This is a genomic window from Rhizobium sp. RU36D (assembly GCF_900176345.1).
Lineage (GTDB): Bacteria > Pseudomonadota > Alphaproteobacteria > Rhizobiales > Rhizobiaceae > Allorhizobium.
In genome coordinates, this window is record NZ_FWXU01000007.1 from 93716 (window position 1) to 115767 (window position 22052).

At 61.0% G+C, this 22052-nt stretch carries 17 protein-coding genes; 11 read left to right on the forward strand and 6 right to left on the reverse strand.

The window, feature by feature from the left end; genetic code table 11:
* Positions 1-246: 246 nt before the first annotated feature.
* Positions 247-1416: a flagellar biosynthetic protein FliO gene (locus tag B9A97_RS10905; protein WP_084365359.1), complete on the reverse strand. Its 1170-nt coding sequence runs from the start codon at positions 1414-1416 to the stop codon at positions 247-249.
* A gap of 369 nt (positions 1417-1785) precedes the next feature.
* On the opposite strand from B9A97_RS10905, the gene B9A97_RS10910 reads away from it, so the two are divergent.
* Together B9A97_RS10910 and B9A97_RS10915 are read left to right on the forward strand one after the other, a co-directional pair.
* Complete coding sequence (locus B9A97_RS10910) at positions 1786-4407, forward strand: cell cycle histidine kinase CckA (RefSeq protein ID WP_084365360.1); 2622 nt, start codon at positions 1786-1788, stop codon at positions 4405-4407.
* Between the two features lie 204 nt (positions 4408-4611).
* Positions 4612-5304 (forward strand): helix-turn-helix transcriptional regulator, encoded by a 693-nt coding sequence (locus B9A97_RS10915; RefSeq protein ID WP_179145268.1) that lies wholly within the window; start codon positions 4612-4614, stop codon positions 5302-5304.
* 53 nt (positions 5305-5357) lie between these two features.
* Here the strand turns inward: B9A97_RS10915 and B9A97_RS10920 are convergent, their stop codons facing one another.
* Genes B9A97_RS10920 through B9A97_RS10935 form a run of 4 tightly spaced genes read right to left on the reverse strand, consistent with a single transcriptional unit; the run spans position 5358 to position 9399 of the window.
* Positions 5358-6281, reverse strand: a complete 924-nt coding sequence (locus tag B9A97_RS10920; protein WP_084365362.1) for a pseudouridine-5'-phosphate glycosidase — start codon at positions 6279-6281, stop codon at positions 5358-5360.
* 28 nt (positions 6282-6309) lie between these two features.
* The gene (locus B9A97_RS10925; protein WP_084365363.1) at positions 6310-7254 is read right to left on the reverse strand and encodes a carbohydrate kinase family protein; all 945 of its coding nucleotides are present in this window, start codon (positions 7252-7254) and stop codon (positions 6310-6312) included.
* 58 nt (positions 7255-7312) lie between these two features.
* Complete coding sequence (locus B9A97_RS10930) at positions 7313-8479, reverse strand: DegT/DnrJ/EryC1/StrS family aminotransferase (RefSeq protein ID WP_084365364.1); 1167 nt, start codon at positions 8477-8479, stop codon at positions 7313-7315.
* Positions 8476-9399: a GDP-L-fucose synthase family protein gene (locus B9A97_RS10935; protein WP_084365531.1), complete on the reverse strand. Its 924-nt coding sequence runs from the start codon at positions 9397-9399 to the stop codon at positions 8476-8478. The genes B9A97_RS10930 and B9A97_RS10935 overlap by 4 nt, the downstream gene beginning before the upstream one ends.
* 363 nt (positions 9400-9762) lie before the next feature.
* Here B9A97_RS10935 and recA point away from each other — a divergent pair, with 363 nt between their 5' ends.
* The 3 genes from recA (at position 9763) to B9A97_RS10950 (ending at position 15239) form a co-directional block, all read left to right on the forward strand.
* Complete coding sequence (recA, locus tag B9A97_RS10940; RefSeq protein ID WP_084365365.1) at positions 9763-10851, forward strand: recombinase RecA; 1089 nt, start codon at positions 9763-9765, stop codon at positions 10849-10851.
* 153 nt (positions 10852-11004) lie between these two features.
* The gene (gene alaS, locus B9A97_RS10945) at positions 11005-13665 is read left to right on the forward strand and encodes an alanine--tRNA ligase (protein WP_084365366.1); all 2661 of its coding nucleotides are present in this window, start codon (positions 11005-11007) and stop codon (positions 13663-13665) included.
* Between the two features lie 326 nt (positions 13666-13991).
* Positions 13992-15239 carry a GGDEF domain-containing protein gene (locus B9A97_RS10950; protein ID WP_143530411.1) on the forward strand — a complete coding sequence of 416 codons (1248 nt, stop codon included), beginning with the start codon at positions 13992-13994 and terminating at the stop codon, positions 15237-15239.
* Positions 15240-15473: 234 nt separating this feature from the next.
* Here the strand turns inward: B9A97_RS10950 and B9A97_RS10955 are convergent, their stop codons facing one another.
* Entirely contained in the window at positions 15474-16688 is a 1215-nt protein-coding gene (locus B9A97_RS10955) for an NADP-dependent isocitrate dehydrogenase (RefSeq protein ID WP_084365368.1), read from the reverse strand.
* 230 nt (positions 16689-16918) lie between these two features.
* Here B9A97_RS10955 and B9A97_RS10960 point away from each other — a divergent pair, with 230 nt between their 5' ends.
* The 6 genes from B9A97_RS10960 (at position 16919) to B9A97_RS10985 (ending at position 21763) form a co-directional block, all read left to right on the forward strand.
* Positions 16919-17446 carry a hypothetical protein gene (locus B9A97_RS10960; RefSeq protein ID WP_084365369.1) on the forward strand — a complete coding sequence of 176 codons (528 nt, stop codon included), beginning with the start codon at positions 16919-16921 and terminating at the stop codon, positions 17444-17446.
* A gap of 34 nt (positions 17447-17480) precedes the next feature.
* Positions 17481-18023 carry a hypothetical protein gene (locus B9A97_RS10965; protein WP_084365370.1) on the forward strand — a complete coding sequence of 181 codons (543 nt, stop codon included), beginning with the start codon at positions 17481-17483 and terminating at the stop codon, positions 18021-18023.
* Positions 18024-18070: 47 nt separating this feature from the next.
* Positions 18071-18625: a hypothetical protein gene (locus B9A97_RS10970; protein WP_084365371.1), complete on the forward strand. Its 555-nt coding sequence runs from the start codon at positions 18071-18073 to the stop codon at positions 18623-18625.
* A gap of 78 nt (positions 18626-18703) precedes the next feature.
* Positions 18704-19546 (forward strand): RNA methyltransferase, encoded by an 843-nt coding sequence (locus tag B9A97_RS10975; protein WP_084365372.1) that lies wholly within the window; start codon positions 18704-18706, stop codon positions 19544-19546.
* The gene (gene murI / locus B9A97_RS10980) at positions 19539-20330 is read left to right on the forward strand and encodes a glutamate racemase (RefSeq protein ID WP_179145269.1); all 792 of its coding nucleotides are present in this window, start codon (positions 19539-19541) and stop codon (positions 20328-20330) included. Before B9A97_RS10975 ends, murI begins: the two co-directional genes overlap by 8 nt.
* Before the next feature lie 158 nt (positions 20331-20488).
* The gene (locus tag B9A97_RS10985; RefSeq protein WP_084365532.1) at positions 20489-21763 is read left to right on the forward strand and encodes a hemolysin family protein; all 1275 of its coding nucleotides are present in this window, start codon (positions 20489-20491) and stop codon (positions 21761-21763) included.
* Positions 21764-22052 lie beyond the last annotated feature (289 nt).

The following is a 22052-nucleotide window of genomic DNA, read 5'->3' on the forward strand; positions in this document are numbered from 1 at the left end:
CGCAAGCCTCCCGATTTTTGTTTGTGCCGTTGTGCAAGGCGTCGGTGAAGCGTTGCCTCGGCACGATGAGGCCGTCGCGATCATGCCTCCAGTTCCATAGGGACGCAGCTTGCGCAGAGCCCTGTGACGTCTGTAACACTTTGGCGATGTCCATTATCCCATTGAGCGCGCAGGCTTAAGGCCCGTTCTTTACAGGTGCCGGCAAGCCTGCTCGATCTCTCCTGTGCGCTGCGTCTCGAGCGAGGATTATTTTTCCCGCTTTGTCGACATCTCGCCGAAGATGCGCGCGATTTCATTTTGTAGATTGGGCTGACCGCTTTTTGCTCCTGACGCCGCTGCTGGGCGCGTCGCTGCCGGCGAGGGGCGCGACGCCGTGCTTGGCTGTGGCCTTGCGGCGGGTTGGGCTGCAGGCCGGGCGGCCGATGCTGCGGCTGGCCTGCGCTCCTCGATCGGGCGTGGGGGCGCCAGGTCGGCAGCCGTGCGCCGTGGTTCGGCTGCGCGGCCTGTTGGCAGCGGTGGTGCGACTGGCCTTGGCGGAGCGACGGTTGGGCGGGGCAGAGGCGGCGGAGCGGCGGCGCGCGCCGGTGTCAGCGCCGCCTGCTGCTCGGCGGACATCTGCATGGCCATTTCCTCCTCCAGCACGCGCGCGAAATCGCTGGCGGAGAAGGTTTGTGCCGGTGTCGCGGCCGCAGGCGCAGGACGCTGCGGGCGGGCTGCTGCCTGCGTCTCGATGGGAAGAGATTGTGCGGCTCGCTGCGTGACCGGTGCAGGCTCCGGCTCGGAGAACACACGTTCGCGCGATGCCTCCAGCAGGTCGGCTAAATCCTCTTCTTCGGTCGTATCGTCAGCGAACTCGTCGTAGAAGAAGCTGTCGGTTTGCTGGTCGGAGGTGTCGCCGGCAACGGCAACCGGTTCCTCCCTGCGATAGGCAGCAGCCGGCGGCTGGCGGGTGGCTTGCCTTGCCGGTGATGCCTGCATGGGCGGTGCTGCCGCCGCTACCTCCGGCGGACGCCTGGGTTCAGCCCTCGGCAATGCCGGGGCAGGTGGCGGCATTTCGGCGACCGGCCGTTGCGGTGCCGCGGCAATCTGATGACGCGGATGATCGTCGGCATCGGCGGCATAGCCATCCGCCTCACTGATCCGGCTCTCGATCACCAGATCGGTAGGGCCGCCGATCATGATCAGGTGTTCGACATTATCGCGGCGGACAAGGACCAGGCGACGGCGTGCATCCACGGCGGTCGCATCCAGGACCTGCAGGCGTGGCATTCTGTTGCGGTTGCCACGCATGAAAGGCGAAGGCGAGCGCTTCTTCAGGAACCACATGACCAGGACGAGACATGCCAGCGCGAGCAACACGCCGATGGCCGCGACGAAAAAGCGGCTGCCATATGCGCTCACCAATTCATCAACCATGGATCCCCCTGGCGCGGCGGCGTGTCCGGCTGGACCCCGTCGCTTGGCTATTCATTAGAGTGTTGCACAAGACCGCCGAGGGACCCGTTTGCGATTCCCGCATGCGCCACCATTGCAAGACGATAAAAAACGACTTTAGGTTTGGTTGCAAGGCACTGTTTTTCTTGTCCCAAGTTCGCTTCGAATGGCGGCCGATCGGTGGAACTGCCGGTATTGCCACGCGATTCCTTGGGATAGCCGCGTCTGGGGGAGCAATTGGAGGTCGAAGCGCTTTTTGCGATTGATGCAAATTGGTAAGGAGAAATGGACTGGGTTGATTCTGGGGCAGCCGTCAGGGCCGCGCGAAACCAGTCCGAACAAGAGGCGTAGATGACGAGATTGCAGCAGGCCGGCGACGGGGAAGGACCACTGATCGACCGGGGCGCACGCTCCGGTACCGCGATCCGTATCGTGCTGCTTGCCGTGGTGCTGCTTGCCGCGGCCGCCGCCTTCGTCTTGTTCAAGGATCAGTTGGAAAGCGAAATCGTTCTCGGCCTGCTCGGCATCCTGGCGATGGTCGGCATCTTCTTTGTCGTCTCGGCCGTTATCGGTTTCGTTGAAGTGATGCCGCAATCGCAGTCCGACACGTTGGCGCGCCGTTTCCTGGCGAGCCAGCCGGAGGGCTTGCTGATTGCGGACGAGCAGGGCCGGGTCGTCTATGCCAATGCTGCTTTCGGCCGCATGACGGGCGCCCGGTCCGAGGCTGATGTGCAGACGCTGGAATCGCTGCTTTCGCGCCACAGGGAGTCGGGAGAAGCGCTCTACCGCCTGACAAACGGCTTGCGGGAAGGGCGCAACGGCTCGGAGGAGTTCCGTCTCATCAAGCCGCTCGGTCCCATGAGCAGCGCCGGATCGGGTCCGCACTGGTATCGGCTGAAGGCGCGCTCCCTGGTTGAGGACAAGCAAGACAAGCGAAAGCTTTTCGTTTGGCAATTGACCGACATCACGACTGAACGGGATGATCAGGAGCGCTTTTTCCGCGAACTGCAAAGCGCCATCGACTATCTCGACCATGCGCCTGCCGGGTTTTTCTCGGCGGGTCGCAAGGGAGAGATCTTCTATATCAACGCCACGCTGGCGGAATGGCTGGGCGTGGATCTCACCCAATTTTCGCCAGGCTCGCTGTTCGTCGGGGATCTGGTTGCCGGGGAGGGCATGGCCCTCATCCAGTCCATCCAGGCGGAGCCCGGCTTGGAAAAGACGGAGACGGTCGATCTGGATATGCGCCGCACCAACGGGCAGATCCTTCCCGTCCGCATGGTTCACAAGGTGCGCTCGGCCCGTGATGGCGCCCCCGGCGAGAGCCGCACGATCGTGCTGGCCCGGCCGCAGGAGCGCGAGAGCGAAAATTCTGCCTCGGCCGCCTCGATGCGGTTTACGCGCTTCTTCAACAACACGCCGATGGCGATTGCGTCCGTAGACGGCGAGGGGCGGATTCTGCGCACCAACGCCCCGTTCCTGAAGCTGTTTTCCGACATCGTTTCCCGTGATGACATCGACCGGGGTGAGCATTTCCGCATGGTCGTCCATGAAAGCGACCGCGAGGCCTTTGCCCAGGCATTGTCGGCGGCAAAGAACCGCCAGGTGGATATTCAGCCGATCGATTCGCGCCATCCGCAAAACGAGGTCCGGCATTTCCGCTTCTATGTAAACGCGGTGATCGACCAGAGCGACGAGGCGCCCGAAGAGGCGGCCATCGTCTATGCGGTTGAGGTCACGGACCAGAAGGCGCTCGAGACGCAGATGGCCCAGACCCAAAAGATGAATGCCGTGGGCACGCTGGCGGGCGGCATTGCCCACGACTTCAACAACGTGCTGACCGCCATCCTCTTGTCTTCGGACCACCTGCTGCTTCAGGCGCGGCCGGCCGATTCCAGCTTTGCCGACCTGATGGAGATCAAGCGAAATGCCAACCGTGCCGCCGTGCTGGTGCGGCAACTCCTGGCCTTCTCGCGCAAGCAGACGATGCGTCCTTCGGTGCTCAATCTGACTGACGTCATCGGCGATCTCAGGATGCTGGTGGACAGGTTGATCTCGGGCACCAACGTCAAGCTGCGCGTGGACTTTGGTCGCGACCTTTGGCCCGTCAAGACTGACCTGTCGCAATTCGAGCAGGTGCTGATCAACCTCTGCGTCAACGCACGCGATGCGATGCCCGAGGGCGGGACGATCACGATCAGCACCCACAATATCGACGCCGGGCAGGTGAATTCCTACGGCTATCGCGGGTTGCCCGAAGAAGATTATGTCCTGGTTGAAGTGGCGGATACCGGCACCGGTATTGCGCCTGAGATCATGGACAAGATTTTCGAACCGTTCTTCACCACCAAGGATGTCGGCAAGGGGACCGGTCTAGGGCTTGCCATGGTCTATGGCATCGTCAAGCAATCCGGCGGCTATATCTATCCCGAATCCGAGGTCGGCAGCGGCACGGTGTTTCGCATCTTCCTGCCGCGGCATATCGTCGAGGTCCAGCCGGAAGCCCCGGTCAGCGCCCTGCCGGCGGATGGCTCGGCCGAAGCCGGGGCCGCCGCTGGTACCGCCGCCAATTCGGAGGCTGCGACTTCCACCGATCTTACCGGCAAGTCCGCTGTGGTGCTGCTGGTGGAAGACGAGGAAGCGGTCCGGCGTGGCGGAAAACGCATGTTGGAAACCCGCGGCTATACGGTTCACGAGGCGGGCTCCGGCGTCGAGGCGCTTGAGATCATGAAGGAGTTGGACGGCGCGGTGGACATCGTCGTGTCCGACGTCGTCATGCCGGAAATGGATGGGCCTTCGCTGTTGCGGGAATTGCGCAAGGACTATCCTGACCTGAAGTTCATCTTTGTCTCAGGCTATGCCGAGGATGCCTTCGCCCGGAACCTGCCTGCAGACGCAAAGTTCGGCTTCCTGCCCAAGCCGTTTTCGCTGAAGCAACTGGCGGTCGCGGTGCGGGAAATGCTCGATGGCTGATTTGACAATCATCATCTAACACGCGTAAGCTTCTAACTATCGGATATGTCGACTACTTTCGTTCGCGAGAGGCAAGCTGCCTCTCGCCCCCTTGAGCGATCGGCATGAAGCGTGCTCGCATGGGACCCTCGGGCTTTCATGTGCAGCCAGGTCAAAAACTGCATGCCAGAATCACATAACTGGGCTGAAATACAGGACAGGGCCATGGCCGAGTTGCAGCAGGCCCAGAGCCTTGAGGCACTGCGTCCTGTCATTTCGAGCATCGCCACGTCTTTCGGCTTTCGTTTCTACAAGGTCTACAAGTCGCCGATCCCGGCTGTCGGGTCGCTGCGTGACTTGCTGCTGCTGACGGATCTTCCGGATGCCTTTATCGAAACGTTTGATACGATCGGCTACACATCGGACGAATTGGCCAGGATGCGTTTCGTCAACCGGTCTCAGCTGACGGAATGGACAGTCGACCATCTGTTGGAACCGGCGGATAGCGGAAAGAATGAAAGGCTGCTCGACCTCCTGGGTCTCTACGGCATCGACCGCGGTGTCTATGTCAACATCGCGCCCGTCGATGGTCCTGTCCGTATCCTGAGCTTTTTCGGCCGGAGGGATCCGCTGCCGGTTCAGGTGGCTGAACATCTGACGGTGCTTGCGGTGCAGGTGCTGCATCACGTTAGCCGGATCCAGATGCGTCGGGAATGGGACGATGCAGGGCTGACCAGCCTGGAGATCGAATGCTTGCTGCTGGCCTCACAGGGCCATGAAGCCCACGAGATCGGCCGGCGTCTTGGGCTTTCCGGCCGAACCGTGCTCTATCTCGCAAATTCGGTCTGCTCGAAGCTAAAGGTCTCGACGCTGGACCAAGCGGTAGCCGAAGCTCTGCGCTGCGGCTTTATCACGTGATCCACGTGCATCGCCCGACCCGCAAGGAATTCGGGAGATGCACCGTCATGGGATCACACCATGGCGACGGCGATTTCTGCAGCTAGCCGTGCGTTGTTCTGCACCAGCGCGATATTCGTCTTGAGGCTTCGCCCGTCCGTGAGATGGAAGATATTGTCCAGGAGGTAGGGCGTAACCGTCTTGCCTGACACACCCTCGCGATCGGCATTGGCCAGCGCGCGGCTGATATAGATCTCCATCTCCTCCCGAGCGATCTCGTCGTCTTCCGGCACCGGATTTGCGATCAGCATGCCGCCATCAATCCCCAGATGGCTGCGCATCTTCTGGAAATTGGCAATTGCAGCCGGGCTAGCCAAAGACAAAGGGCTTTTCAACCCTGATTGGCGCGACCAGAAGGCCGGAAAATCCTCGCTGTCATAGGTGACGACCGGCACGCCGCGGGTCTCCAGCACTTCCAGCGTCTTGGGGATATCGAGGATGGCCTTCGGGCCTGCGGACACCACGATGACCGACGTCCTAGCGAGCTCTTCCAGGTCCGCGGAAATGTCAAAACTCTCTTCCGCGCCGCGATGAACGCCGCCAATGCCGCCGGTGGCGAAGACGGAGATGCCGGCCCTGGATGCCGCAATCATGGTAGCTGCCACGGTCGTGGCGCCATGGCGGCGCTCGGCGATGGCAAAAGCGAGATCGGCCCGGGACAGCTTCATCACGCCGGTCAGTTGCGTCAACTGTTCGATCTGTTCGGGTTCCAGCCCGATATGCAACACACCCGAAATCACGGCGATGGTGGCCGGGACGGCGCCGGCATCCCTGACGATAGCCTCGACGCTACGCGCCATTTCCAGATTGCCGGGATAGGGCATGCCATGGGTGATGATGGTGGATTCCAGCGCGACCAAGGGCGCACCACGCGTCTTTGCGGCAGCGACTTCGCGGGAAAACACGATTGGGAGCGATGGCGAGACAGGTCTGGTCATGATGGTTCCGTTCGATATGGTCTGCCAGTCATGACAATATTTCCGGCTGGGGAACAAGAGCCATCGTCGTCTTGAGCAGGTCCGCCGTCATATTCTCTGCCGTCGCATTGTTTGACTGGATGGTCAGCGCTGCCGAGGCCGTACCCATCCGTAGCGCCTCTGCCAGCGTCAGGCCCTGGCGAAAGGCCGAAAGCATCCCGGCCGCCATGGCGTCACCGGCGCCGGTGACATCCTCGACCCCTTCGATCGGCGGCGGCACGAGCCTCACCACATGATCGCCCTGAAAGGCAATGGCAGCCCGTCCACCGGAGGTGACCACGCCAGCCTGAAGCCCCGTCTTTCGCAACAGGCCGGGCCAATCTTCCACGGTTTGGGCGCGGCTGCCGGCAAGGGCTTCCGCCTCTGCGGCATTCATGAACAGGAACCAGAGACGGTCGAGCGCCGGCCGCAGGCGTTCGACCTTGGCTGGGGAGATGGCGATGGCAGCCAGCGGCAGTTTTCTTGCCGTCGTTGCCTCGGCGAGCGCCATAAGCGTTTCGGCTGAGTAGTTGGCGTCGCACAAGACCATGGATGCCTCGTCCAGCGACTGTCGCACCGCACGCACGCGAAAACGCCGCGGGGTGAACAGGCGGTAGAGATCCATGTCGGCAATGGCCACCACGAGATCACCCGAGGCATCCAGCACCGCCGTATAGCTGGGGGTCGCCCTGTCCAGGAAGATGACGGGCCGGTCGTCGATGCCGGCAGCCTCTGCCGCAAGCGACACGGCATCCCCTGCCGCATCACCGCCGCGCGGCGCGATCAGCCGCACGGAATGGCCCAGGCGGCTCAGCGTTCGCGCGGCATTGAAGCCGCCGCCGCCCGGCTCCTCAAACCAGCGTCCGGGATTGCTGGCGCCCATCACGGTCGTGCCATCGACGCGCCCGCGGCGGTCGATATGGGCGCCGCCAAAGACGAGGATTGGTCCGGTCATGCTGTGGCCTTTTGGTTCGCCGAATGCGTCACGGCGAGATGGAGCGATGCAACGCCCGTCATTGCGTCAGCAGGGCGTGGACCTGGTCGAGCTTGTGACGGATGTCGACCTGATGGTTGCCGATGAAGAAACCGTGGGTATCGACCCGTTCGGCCGCATCAAGGCTTCCCGCGATCTCATAGTCGAAGAAGCGGATGACGGCATTCTTGACGAAGTTGCCGGCGACGATCGGCCTGACATCGACTTTCTCGGCTCGCAGCCGGGCGATGACCTCGGCACGGGTGAGCGGGCTGTCCGGCTTGATCGTCATCGCAAAGCCGAACCAGCTACTTTCCCCGGTCTCCTTTTGTATGGCGATATGGGGATGGTCGGCAAACAGGCCCTGGAAGTGGACGCCATTTTCTCGCCGTGCCGCAATGAAACCCGGCAGCTTGCGCAACTGGTCCTGACCGATGGCGCCGCTCATTTCCAGCGGCCGGACATTGTAACCCGGCAGAACGAACTTGAACGATTCCTCGAACGGATCGTCGCTCTTCTCCCCCGTCACGTGGTTGACCTTCGGCAGGTTGCGGGTCCAGCCATGGGCCCGCAGCGACAGCAGCACGTGGTAGATCTCCTCGTCGTCGGTGACGATGCAGCCGCCTTCCATTGTGGCAATGTGATGGGAGTAGAAAGAGCTGAACGTCCCCATCAGGCCGAAGGTGCCTGCCTGCCGGCCGCCAAAAGTCGCGCCCATGGATTCGCAATTGTCTTCCAGGATCGTGATGCCGCGATTGCCGACAATGCGCTTTATGGCAGAGAAATCATTGGGATTGCCAAGCAGGTTGACGAGGCAGATGGCGCGGGTTCGGTCGGTGACGGCGGCTTCGAGTTTCTTCAGGTCAATATTGAGTGTCAGCGGATCTATATCGACAAAAACCAGCTTCAGGCCATATTGCTGGAAGGGGAAATAGGTGGTCGACCAGGAGACCGCAGGAACGATCACCTCGTCGCCGCGCTTCAACCGGGGATTTTTGGTGTAGAAGAGAGCGGCGACCATCAACAGATTGGCAGTCGAACCGGAGCTGACCATCAGCGCATGGCGTGAGCCGAAAAAGCTGGCGAACTGCTGCTCGTAGGTGGCGACCTCGGCGCTCATGCTGAACATGCCACTGTCCACAACCCGCTGGATCGCGGCATATTCCTTTTCGTCCCAGGTGTCTGTCGCCAGCGGCAAGTCGATCATTGGCCTCTCCCGTCTTCGTAAAAGGCAAGCGTAGCCCTCAGGCCTTGTTCCAAACCTGTCCTGGCCTGCCAGCCAAACGCCTTCAACCTGCTGATGTCGACGAGCTTGCGGCGCATGCCCGATGGCTTGCTCAGGTCGTGCACGAACTCGCCGCGATAGCCGAGAATGCGGGCAATTTCCCGGTAGTAGTCATTGATCGAGCGATCGACGCCGATACCGACATTCATGTCCTGCGGCAGGTCTTCAAAGCGATCGATGGCGGCGAAGATGAAATCGGCCAGATCGCCGGCATACATGAATTCGCGCCGCGCTTCGCCGTCTCCCCAGATCTCCACCGTACTGGCACCGGTATTGACGGCAGAATGGATCTTGGCGATGACGGCCGGGATCATATGCGCCTTCAGCGGGTCGAACTTGTCATGCCGGCCATAGAGGTTGCAGGGAATGATGGTTCGATAGAGGAAGCCCGGATCCTCTTCCGCGATGTAGGTGCAGAGCTTGGCGCAGGCGATCTTGGCCAGGGCATAGCCCTCATTGGTCGGCTCCAGCGCGCCGGTCAGCACGGTTTCCTCCCGCAGCGGATTTTCGCCCGCGCGTGGATACATGCAGGAACTGCCGATATTGAGCAACCGTCTGACACCGGCTCGGCGCGCGCCCATGATCAGATTGATGCCCATGGTCAGATTGTCGGTGAGGAACTGCACGGGAGCTGCCATGTTGGCGCCGATGCCGCCGACCGTTCCGGCAGCATGAATGATGAGATCGGGCTTCAGCGACCCTAGATAGGCGTCGACCGCTGCGGCATCGGAAAGATCAAGCTCTGACCGCCTTGGCGCGACAAGCTCAACGGCCTGCGCGCGCGCATGCTCCTGAATGTTGCGGCCGACCATGCCGGACCCGCCGGTCAACAATATTCTCATCCTGAACCCATTGCCTTGGCCGACCGAAGAATCACCGGCGCCGCTGCCATAAAGAGCATGGCGGACCCGGAGCGTCAAAGGGCGCCGGCGTCGCTGTCCTGGGTCGTATCGAGCACCTATCCGTGGTGGCAAGAGGGGACGAATCGATCATTGACATGACGACGACCGACGAGGCGTAGCAGGCGATTTTCCACAGGGCAGGCGGTGTCGATGTCGGCGTAAAACGAAAGAAGAACACGATCCGGATTTTGTAGACAAGGCAATGCCTTAATTGCCTCTTGCCAAATGAGAACAAAAGCGGTACATAACCGACATCAGCTGCTTCATTGCTTGTGCGGCTTCAATAACCTAAAGGTGGACCCAATGGCTCAGAATACGTTGCGGCTGGTAGAGGACAAATCGGTGGATAAAAGCAAGGCATTGGAAGCGGCTCTCTCTCAGATCGAGCGCTCCTTCGGCAAGGGCTCGATCATGAAGCTCGGCGCCAACGAGACGGCGGTCGAGACGGAAACGGTCTCCACGGGCTCCCTGAGCCTCGATATCGCGCTCGGCATTGGCGGCTTGCCGAAGGGACGTATCATCGAAATCTACGGTCCGGAAAGCTCGGGTAAGACGACGCTCGCGCTGCAGACGATCGCGGAGGCCCAGAAGAAGGGCGGCATCTGCGCTTTTGTCGACGCCGAGCACGCGCTCGATCCGGTCTATGCCCGCAAGCTGGGGGTCGACCTGCAGAACCTCCTGATCTCCCAGCCCGATACCGGCGAACAGGCGTTGGAGATTACCGATACGCTGGTGCGCTCCGGCGCAATCGATGTTCTGGTGGTCGATTCGGTTGCGGCCCTGACGCCGCGCGCGGAAATCGAAGGTGAAATGGGCGACAGCCTGCCGGGTCTTCAGGCGCGCCTGATGAGCCAGGCGCTGCGCAAGCTGACGGCGTCGATCTCCAAGTCGAATTGCATGGTGATCTTCATCAACCAGATCCGCATGAAGATCGGCGTGATGTTCGGCTCTCCGGAAACCACGACGGGCGGTAATGCGCTGAAGTTTTATGCGTCTGTTCGTCTCGACATCCGCCGCATCGGCGCGGTCAAGGATCGGGAAGAGGTGGTTGGCAACCAGACCCGCGTGAAGGTGGTCAAGAACAAGATGGCACCGCCCTTCAAGCAGGTCGAATTCGACATCATGTATGGCGAAGGCGTGTCGAAGACCGGGGAACTGGTGGATCTGGGCGTGAAGGCCGGCATCGTCGAGAAGTCGGGTGCCTGGTTCTCCTACAACAGCCAGCGCCTGGGGCAGGGCCGCGAAAACGCAAAGATTTTCCTGCGGGACAATCCGGCCCTGGCACAGGAGATCGAACTGGCTCTGCGTCAGAATGCCGGCCTGATCGCCGAGCGCTTCCTGCAGAACGGCGGTCCCGATGCCAATGACGGCGATGGCGCCGACGACGCGTAATCGGTTTTTTCCGGTTCGGAAATTTGGAACCGGCCATGCATCGCAAGATGTGTGGCCGGTTTTCTGTTCCTTGGCTGGACAGGTTCCGTGGCGGACGATAAAAGCCAGTGGTTTTGAAGATTATCCGGTTTCCGGCGGCATTGAGGGCATGACATGAGCGGCGTTAATGATATCAGGTCGACCTTTCTCGACTACTTCAAGGCCAATGGGCACGAGACTGTCGCATCGAGCCCACTTGTGCCACGCAATGACCCGACCTTGATGTTCACCAATGCGGGCATGGTGCAGTTCAAGAATGTCTTCACCGGCCTGGAACACCGCCCATACACTACCGCAGCGACCGCCCAGAAATGCGTGCGCGCCGGCGGAAAGCACAACGACCTCGATAATGTCGGTTACACCGCCCGCCATCACACGTTTTTCGAGATGCTCGGAAACTTTTCCTTCGGCGACTATTTCAAGGAACGGGCGATCGAACTCGCCTGGAACCTGATCACCAAGGAGTTCGGCATCGACCGCAACCGCCTGCTGGTGACCGTCTATCATACCGATGATGAGGCATTCGGACTGTGGAAGAAGATCGCCGGACTCACGGACGATCGCATCATCCGCATCCCCACGAGCGACAATTTTTGGGCGATGGGCGATACCGGCCCTTGCGGCCCGTGCTCGGAGATTTTCTACGACCATGGCGACCATATCTGGGGCGGACCTCCAGGCTCGCCCGAGGAAGATGGTGACCGCTTCATCGAGATCTGGAACCTGGTTTTCATGCAGTATGAGCAGGTGACCAAGGAAGAGCGGATCAACCTGCCGCGGCCTTCGATCGATACCGGCATGGGCCTGGAGCGCGTAGCGGCGCTGTTGCAGGGCAAGCATGACAACTATGATACCGATCTGTTCCGCGCTCTCATTGAGGCGTCCGTGGAACTGACGGGGGTGAAGGCTGAAGGCGAGCGCCGCGCCAGCCACCGCGTCATCGCCGACCATCTGCGGTCCTCCGCCTTCCTCATCGCGGACGGCGTTCTTCCATCGAATGAAGGCCGTGGCTATGTGCTTCGCCGCATCATGCGCCGTGCCATGCGCCATGCCGAACTGCTTGGCTCGCGCGAGCCGCTGATCTACCGGCTCCTGCCGGTTCTGGTGCAGCAGATGGGTCGTGCCTATCCCGAACTGGTGCGCGCCGAACCGTTGATCTCGGAGACGCTGAAGCTTGAGGAAAACCGTTTCCGCAAGACACTTGAACGCGGCCTGTCCCTGCTGTCGGATGCCAGCTCCAATCTCTCCAAGGGCGATACGCTCGATGGCGAAACCGTCTTCAAGCTGTACGACACCTATGGCTTCCCGCTGGACCTAACGCAGGATGCGCTGCGTGCGCGTGGCATCGGCGTCGATATCACCGGTTTCAACGACGCGATGCAGCGGCAGAAGGCCGAGGCGCGGTCCCATTGGGCTGGTTCCGGGGACAAGGCGACCGAAACGATCTGGTTCGAACTGAAGGAGCGTCTCGGGGCCACGGAATTCCTGGGTTACAGTGCCGAGACGGCCGAAGGGCAGGTGCAGGCCATCGTGCGCGATGGCGTATCGGTGGACGCCGCGTCCGAAGGGGATCAGATTCAGGTCATCGTCAACCAGACCCCATTCTACGGCGAATCCGGTGGACAGGTCGGCGATAGCGGCACGATCTCCGGAGATTCGGTTTCGATCGAGGTAACCGATACCCAGAAGAAGGGCGAGGGGCTGTTCGTTCACCAGGCGGTGGTGCGCCAGGGCAGCGTCAAGGTCGGCGATGCCGTTTCTCTGACGGTTGACCACGCACGCCGGTCGCGCATCCGGGCAAATCACTCGGCCACCCATCTCATCCACGAGGCCCTGCGTGAATTGCTCGGCACCCATGTGGCGCAGAAGGGCTCGCTGGTCACGCCGGACCGCCTGCGTTTCGACATTTCCCATCCCAAGCCGATCTCGGGCGAGGAGTTGAAGATTGTCGAGGACATGGCCAATGCCATCGTCCTGCAGAATGGCACGGTGACAACCCGTCTGATGAGCGTCGACGATGCGATCGCTGAGGGCGCGATGGCGCTGTTCGGCGAAAAATACGGCGACGAGGTTCGCGTGGTGTCGATGGGCACCGGCATTTCGGGCGCGAAGTCCGGCAAGCCGTATTCGGTTGAATTGTGTGGTGGCACCCATGTTTCGGCGACGGGTGAAATCGGCCTGGTCCGCCTTCTCTCCGACAGTGCCGTGGGTGCCGGCGTGCGCCGCATCGAGGCGGTGACCGGCGAAGGCGCCCGTGCCTATCTTGCGGAGCAGGACGAGCGCATCAAGGCGCTTGCCACCTCGCTGAAGGTGCAGCCGGGTGACGTCGTGTCGCGCGTCGAGACCATGGTGGAGGAGCGTCGCCGCCTGGAGCGCGAACTGGCTGATGCCAAGCGCAAGCTCGCCATGGGTGGCGGTCAGGGCGGTGGACAGCCCGCTGTAGCCGAGGTGGCAGGCGTCAAGTTCGTTGGCCGCGTTCTGGAAGGTGTCGAGCCCAAGGACTTGAAGGGTCTGGCCGATGATAGCATGGCCGGGATCGAATCGGGCGTCGTGGCGCTGATCGCGGTCGCTGCCGATGGTAAGGCCAGTGCCGTTGTCGCTGTCAGCCAGGATCTGGTGTCCCGCTTCAGCGCTGTGGATCTAGTTCGCGTTGCGTCTGCAGCGCTCGGCGGCAAGGGCGGCGGTGGCCGCCCCGACATGGCCCAAGCCGGCGGCCCTGACGGTGCGCAGGCAGAGGCAGCGATCGCTGCGATATCACGCGCCATGGCTGGCTAATTTTGGCAGGCGGGTGGCAGTCTATCGCCGCCCCTTGGCAGCCGCTTGAATGCCGGCAGAGATGAGGCTCGGTGGTAATCGTTTCGAGCCAACAGGAGATTGCGCGGGTCTGCGATCTCTAGGGCATGTCGCGCAAAACTGTGGAGCGGTTTTGCGCGACAGACTGAAAATACACGAGAATAAAGCTTCGAGAGCGGATCTGAAAGATCGCGACACGCTTTATGGACCCGTTCGACATGGAGCCCGTGATGCTGGCCGGGTTTCATCTTTGCGATTTATTCAGCGTTCGCTGTTAGAAAATTGGCGTTCTGCGTAGGGCTTTGGTGTTGATAGAGCTTTTTCATATTCCGACCCTGATGCTCTGCTTCTTCACGGGCTCGGCAATCGTCGCCACCTTCGTGACGGCCATGTGGGTCAAGGAGCGGCACCGGTTGGACCTGCTGAGCTGGTCTGCCGCATTTTGGATCGGTTCCATCGGCATCTTCTTCCTGGCCTTCCGCAACGTCGCCCCTGCATGGTTTTCGATCGGCCTTGGCAATCTGTTCGCTGTGGCGAGCCCCGGCCTGTTCCTGGTCGGCCTGCGGGCTTTTGATGGAAGGCGGCCGCATGCGTGGCTGGCCTTGCCGGCCCCGATGATCTGGGGCGTGTTGTATTTCGGTGTTCCGGCCTTCACCAACGATATCAATGCACGCATTGTCTTGGTTTCCGTGATGGTCAGCGTGCTGTCGGTGGTCATCGCCCATACCGGCTGGAAAGGCCGCCTCGCCGAGGCGTCGATGGCCCGGCATGCGGTCATCTGGTTCTTTGCCTCCCACGCGCTTGTCTATCTATCCCGCATTCCCCTGGCCTATTATCGGCCGCTCAAGGAAACCGACAGCTTTTCGCCGGCCGGCTGGTTCGGCTATTATACGTTTGAACTTTACGTACATGCCCTGTTCGCCGGCATGGCGATTTTCGTCTTGGTCCGGGAGCGCGTGGAGCGCGCCTATCGCGCCGCCTCTGAATCGGATCCGCTGACGGGCATCCTCAATCGCCGCGCATTCCTGGCCCGCTCCCAGGTTTCGATGGCTGCTGGTGGTGGCGCGTTGGTGCTTGTCGATCTGGATCACTTCAAGCGTATCAATGACAGTTACGGCCATCCTGCTGGGGATGCTGCCCTTTCCACCTTCTGCCGCTGGGTCGAGCTGGAACTATCGCCGCAGATGATCTTCGGACGGATCGGGGGTGAGGAATTCGCGCTGTGGCTGCCCCGCCATAGCGAAGAGCAGGTTGCCGGCTGGTGCGAAAAACTCAGGTCGAAGATTTCCATGGGACGTGTGGAGACCGACCGCGGTTCGTTCGGTTTCACCGTCAGCATGGGCGCTTGCGCGGACCTGCTGGCCGAGGGCTCGATGGAACTGGCCATGGGCGTCGCAGACCATGCGCTCTACATGTCGAAACGCAGCGGGCGTGACCGGGTGACCGTCATCCGCGCTGCGGATGGTGTCGACCGGGCCGCAGAAGCGCTGGGCGCCCTGACAGCCACCCCGCCGCAGTCGGCGCTCTCAGGCGTCGCTGCCGTTCGCCTCGTCTAGGTCTGTCCGAAAGGCAGGCTATCCCGGTCCTGCTCATATTTCACGAGCATCGCGATCATCAATTGCGTCGGTGGGTGCCCGGCGGCGTTGTTCTACCGGACGTGACGTGCCTTTGGCTGCAGTCATCACGTGACTCTGCATGCGTGTCTGATTGCCGGCGCGCTCAAACCAGCCACGAAAAAGGCCACCCCTGCATGGCAAGGGTGGCCCTCAACTTCGATCCTGATTTGGCTATCAGGCAGCCATGGCAGCCTTGAGATTTTCGTCGACCTTGTCGAGGAAGGCGGTGGTCGAGAGCCACGGCTGGTCCGGGCCGATCAGAAGCGCCAGGTCCTTGGTCATGTAGCCGGCTTCGACGGTATCGACGCAAACGGTTTCCAGCGTGGTGGCGAACTTGGCCAGTGCGGCGTTGTCGTCCAGCTTGGCGCGGTGTGCGAGGCCACGGGTCCAGGCGAAGATCGAGGCGATCGAGTTGGTCGAGGTTTCCTGACCCTTCTGGTGCTGGCGGTAGTGGCGGGTCACGGTGCCGTGGGCCGCTTCGGCTTCTACGGTGCGGCCATCGGGCGACAGCAGGACCGAGGTCATCAGGCCGAGCGAGCCGAAGCCCTGGGCAACGGTGTCGGACTGGACGTCGCCGTCGTAGTTCTTGCACGCCCAGACATAACCGCCGGACCACTTGAGAGCGGAGGCGACCATGTCGTCAATCAGGCGGTGTTCATAGGTGATCTTGGCTTCGTCGAACTTGGCCTTGAATTCGGTCTGGTAGACCTCTTCGAAGATGTCCTTGAAGCGGCCGTCATAGGCCTTGAGGATGGTGTTCTTGGTCGACAGGTAGACCGGCCACTTGCGCATCAGGCCGTACATCATCGAGGCACGAGCGAATTCGCGGATCGATTCGTCGAGGTTGTACATGGCCATGGCAACGCCGGCGCTGGGGGCGTCGAACACGTCCTTCTCGATGACCTGGCCGTCTTCACCGACAAACTTGATCGTGAGCTTGCCCTTGCCGGGGAACTTGAAGTCGGTTGCCTTGTACTGGTCGCCGAAAGCGTGACGGCCGACGACGATCGGCTGGGTCCAGCCGGGAACCAGGCGCGGGACGTTCTTGCAGATGATCGGCTCGCGGAAGATGACGCCGCCCAGGATGTTGCGGATCGTGCCGTTCGGGCTCTTCCACATCTGCTTGAGGTTGAATTCCTTCACGCGGGCTTCGTCCGGCGTGATGGTCGCGCACTTGATGCCCACACCATGCTTCTTGATCGCATGTGCTGCGTCCACGGTGACCTGGTCATTGGTTGCGTCGCGATTTTCAACCGAAAGGTCGTAATACTCGATCTCAAGGTCAAGATAGGGCAGGATCAGCTTGTCCTTGATGAACTGCCAGATGATGCGGGTCATCTCGTCACCGTCGAGATCGACGACGGGGTTGGCAACCTTGATCTTTTCCATTGGTATCCTCGCAGCTTGGGGGAGGGATGAGGGTCCCTGTTTCTTGTCTGGCAGCGCCTATAGCATTCCGCTTCGGGAACGGAAAGCGCGCAGGCTCCGCTCTAACCCGTTTTCATTGACAAAGTCATACCAACTTTGGCCGTATCGCCGGCGTTTTGCCGCCCTTGCGGTTTGCCGCCCCTCGGCTAAATTGCCATGCGCAAAATACCAGCCTTCCAGGATGCCCAGACATGAAGCTCTTCGCCGCCGCCGTCGTCCTCGCTACCGGCCTCACCATGGCCCCGGCCTTCGCTGCCGATATGACCACGCCGGTCAAGGAGTTCATCAACGTTGCGGCCGGCAACTGGCGGGAAAACAATCCGACCTCCGAAGATGTCTTTGACGAGAAACGACTTTCTCGTCTTTTCAGCGCCGATTTTGCGGCTGCCTATCGCGAGGCCTCCAAGTTCCCCGCCTATGATCCGCCGGAGGGGCAGACCACGGGCTCGCCCTTCGATTACGATCCGATCGCCGGCGGCCAGGATGGTTGCCCCTTCGAGAACATCCGCGTCGAGGATGATGGCGACGGCCAGATCGTGGCGCTGTTCAACAACCGCAAATGCCTGGGCGATGACCCGGCCAATCTGGAAGACCGGGTGCTGTTGTTCCACGTTGTCAAGGAACGCGGCCGGGCCGTGATCGATGACATGTATGTGGTCGTCGACGGGAATTCCGGTGAGTCGTTCAAGGACGAATTGAGAAAGATCGCGACTCAATGACCACGCGTCGGAACCTGTCTGCTGAGGCCTGCCCATGAATATGCTCAGGACTTTCCTTAAGGCATCTGTTATCGCCATAGTCGCGGGTCTGCCTGCCAAGGCAAACGAGCCGGTCGAGCCGGTGAAAACTCTCGTGGACATGGCGAGCTACAATGCCGGAGTGGAGTCGGCATCCGACGCCGTCTATAGCGAATACTTTTCCGCCAGCATGCTTCTCAACTATTTCAGCGAGGGGTTCGTTGATGCCTATGCGCAGGCCTTGATCGCGCTTCGCAAGGAACACGACATCATGTTGTTCGACCACGATCCTGTGCTGGGCGGGCAGGAAAGCTGCGTGCCCAAGGACGTGACCTATGATGCGCCACAAACAATAGCTGATGTCACCGTCATCAAGGTGCGGTTCAAGGCTAGCTGGTGCTACGACGGAGAGTATGAGGGCAAGAACGATGTGACCGAAGTCACATATCGGCTTGTGCAGGAAGACGACGAGGTCGGCGAAAAACGATTCTTTATCGATGACATACAGTTTGTGGGTCGCGACTCTTTAAGAGCACTGCTGCAACCGCTCGCCCGGTAATGCCGGCCTGCGACACGCATACATCAAGCCCTAAAGGAGAATGCGCAATGAGCCTTCGGTCGCTGGTCCTCATGATGGTGTTGACTGCCGGCGCGGCGCATGCCGCCGGGCCAACCGATCCGGTTGTCACCCTGATGAATGTGGCTGACGGTATCGAGGGCAATAGCGAGGCAAATGGCTATTATGACGAGGTCCTTTTGCAATCGATCTACAGCCTGAGCTTCGTCCAGACCTATCGCATGGCTGCACTCAGCGACGAACTCCTCGACATGGGCGGCATGATGACCGGCCAGGACGAGGTGGTCGTCAGCCAGGATCCCTGCGAGATGAAGGGCCTCAAGATCGTCGCCGGCAAACCGAACGCTGATGTGACGCCGGTCGAGGTTTTCTTCGACGTTTCATCCTGCTGGGGCAACAAGCCTGACATGACGAAGCCGGCGCTGTACTTCCACGTCATCCAGGAAGACGGACGTTATGTGATCGATAATTTCTGGAATGCCGATTACAACAAGGGGCAGATGTCGACATCGGTGAAAGCGCGTTTTGCCGATCTGGTGAAAAGCAATGTCGACCTGATGAGTGCCGGCGCGCCGGCGCAATAGTGCGACGCTTGCACTGACGCCCTTTGAATCTCCCCGTTTTTGTGCCAATGGGACCGCGGATTTTCAAAAGGGCAGGTCATGGCTGGCACCAATAGCGAACGGGAACTTCTGGCCGAGGGGCCGGCGATCATTCTGGTCGAGCCGCAGCTTGGCGAGAATATCGGCATGGTCGCGCGCGCGATGGCCAATTTCGGCCTGTTCGAACTGCGGCTGGTCAATCCCCGGGATGGCTGGCCTAGCGAGAAGGCCCGGTCGGCGGCATCCAATGCGAACCACGTGATCGAGCAGACGACGGTCTTCGCGACGCTGGAAGAGGCGATCGCCGATCTCAACTTCGTGTATGCGACGACGGCCCGGCAACGCGACGGGTTCAAGGCCGTGCGTTCGCCCGTAACGGCGGCGGGAACGCTGCGGCAGCGGTTTCGTGCGGGGGAGAAAACCGGCATCCTGTTTGGCCGCGAAAAATCCGGCTTGTCGAACGAGCAGGTGGCGCTGGCCGACGAAATCGTCACCTTCCCGGTCAACCCCGCCTTTGCCTCTCTCAACATCGCCCAAGCCGTGCTGCTGATGTCCTATGAATGGATGAAATCCGGCATGGAGGATCTGGAGGCGACGCCGTTCCAGGCGGTCGACCAGATGCCGGCGACCAAGGACCAGGTGGTGGGCCTGTTCGAGCATATCGAGGAGGCGCTTGACGCGCGCGGTTATTTCCGGCCGGCCCCGAAAAAGCCGAAGATGGTGGACAACTTGAGGGCCGTCCTGTCTCGCAGGGCCTTCACCTCCCAGGAAATTGGCGTCATGCGCGGCGTGATATCTTCCCTCGACCGGTTTTCCCGCAAGCGGCCTCGTGGCAGTGGTGCGCCGTTGGACGAGTTTGACGCGGAGAACGCCGAACTGGATGGCGGAGCCGATCATGAGTGATGGGAGGCCGGTGCTGGTTTTCGACAGCGGCATCGGCGGCCTGACGGTGCTGCGGGAGGCGAGGGTCCTCATGCCGGAGCGTGGCTTCATCTATGTGGCGGATGATGCGGGATTTCCCTATGGCGGCTGGGATGAGGAGCCGCTCAAGCAGCGTATCGTCACGCTTATGGGGGACTTGCTGGAGCGGTATCGTCCCGAAGCTGTTATCGTCGCCTGCAATACCGCCTTTACGCTCGTGGGCGCCGACCTGCGTGCCGCCTTTCACGGCGTGCCCTTCATCGGCACCGTGCCGGCGATCAAGCCTGCGGCCGAGCGCACCCGGTCCGGCCTTGTCTCGGTGCTGGCAACGCCCGGAACCGTTCGACGGGCCTATACCCGTGATCTGATCCAGTCGTTCGCCTCCCAGTGTCACGTCCGGCTCGTCGGCTCGGAAAACCTCGCGCGCATGGCCGAGGCCTATATCCGGGGCGATGCCGTGGCCGATGCGGACATCCTTGCGGAGATCGCTCCCTGCTTCGTTGAGAAGGACGGGCTGAAGACTGACATCGTCGTGCTGGCCTGCACGCACTATCCGTTCCTCGCCAATGTTTTTCGCAGGCTGGCGCCGTGGCCGGTTGATTGGCTCGATCCCGCGGAAGCCATTGCGCGCCAGGCGCGCCGGCTCGTGCCGGCCTCCGATATGGAGGATCATCCGGAGGAGTTTGATCGGGCCGTCTTTACCTCAGGCCGTCCTGACTTCTCCACCCGCAGGCTGATGCAGGGTTTTGGTATGCGAACGGTCTGAACCAAGAATAGCCGCAGGTTGAAGCGAAATTCGTCTCCTCTTGCGGTAAAATTGCCGTGGCTCATTTGGAAAGTCGCGGGGCGGTGTGCTAGACACGAGGCCGGGTTCGCTTTCGGGCGAACAAATGGAGCTTTGGAACTCTCGTGTTCGCTGAAATACTGATCGTTGTTTTTCTAACCGTCGTTAATGGTGTTCTGGCCATGTCTGAAATGGCCATTGTTTCTTCCCGTCCTGCCAGGCTGAAGGTTCTCGCCGAACAGGGCAATCGTGGTGCAGCCGTGGCCATCAGCCTGTCCGAGGAGCCAGGCCGCTTTCTCTCAACAGTTCAGATCGGCATTACCCTCGTGGGCGTTCTGTCCGGCGCATTCTCTGGTGCGACGCTCGGCTTGCGCCTTACCCAGTGGCTGGAGACCCAAGGCCTTTCCGATGGCGTTGCGGACGCCTTGGGCGTCGGCTCCGTCGTGGTTCTTATTACCTATCTTTCGCTGATCGTCGGCGAACTTGTGCCCAAGCAGATTGCGCTGCGGAACCCCGAGGCGGTGGCATCACGGATTGCCGGCCCGATGCGCCTGCTGTCCCGCATTGCCGCGCCGCTGGTGTGGCTGCTCGATAACTCCGGTCGTCTCGTCCTGGGCCTGCTCGGCCAGAAGGGCGAATCGGCCGGCACGGTGACCGACGAGGAAATTCGCTCTGTTCTGGCCGAGGCGCAAAGTGCCGGCGTGATCGAGACCGGCGAGTCCGCGATGATCTCTGGCGTCATGCGGCTTGCAGACCGCACAGCCCGTGGTTTGATGACGCCGCGTCGCGATGTTGAAGTTATTGACGTTCACGACAGCCTTGATGAGATCAAGGAGACCCTGCGGGAGACCCAGCATTCGCGCCTGCCGGTGCGTGATGGGCATTCGGACGAGATTATCGGCGTCCTGTTCGTCAAGCATTTCTACAACGCCATATCGCAGGACCCGAATGTGGATCTGCGCAGCGTCGTCGCGGAAGTGCCGATCGTTTCCGATCTGGCGGGTGCGATCGACATCATCCAGGCCATGCGCGCTTCGCCGCTGCATATGGTTCTGGTCTATGACGAATACGGCCATTTCGAAGGCATCATCACATCAGGTGATATCCTCGAAGCCATCACGGGCGTGTTTGTCGAGCATGAGGCTGAGGAACCTCATCTTGTTCGGCGTGAGGATGGCTCCTATCTGGTCGCCGGCTGGATGCCGATCGACGAATTTGTCGAGCAGATCCGCGTGCCGGTCGATAGCGATCCTGACTACACGACTGTGGCTGGCTATGTCATTGCTGGGCTCAAGCGTATTCCTGAGCTTGGCGAGTATTTCGAAACCGGCGGCTGGCGCTTCGAGGTGATCGACCTGGACGGACGACGCATCGACAAATTGCTGGTTACGCCGATAGAGGAAGGCTCACTGTAGCCTTCCAGTCTCCCGTCTGGTTTCCTCCTGCTTCCACTGGCCGCGCCTGATGGTTCGTCGATCGCGGTCAGTGTTGCGCGATGGCCACAGATGCGACATTGTGTCTGCAATCGCGAATTGCGGGCTTGCCGCCGCCTCGGCGCTGTGTAATTCTCTGCGTCGTCCACTGATCAACCCTTGGGAGGCGTAACATGACTATTGTTTATGTGCTTGCACGCCGATCCGGTGGACACGGTTCCATGACCATTGCATCCGGTGCAGGTCTATCGCGAACCACCCGCTGAACGAA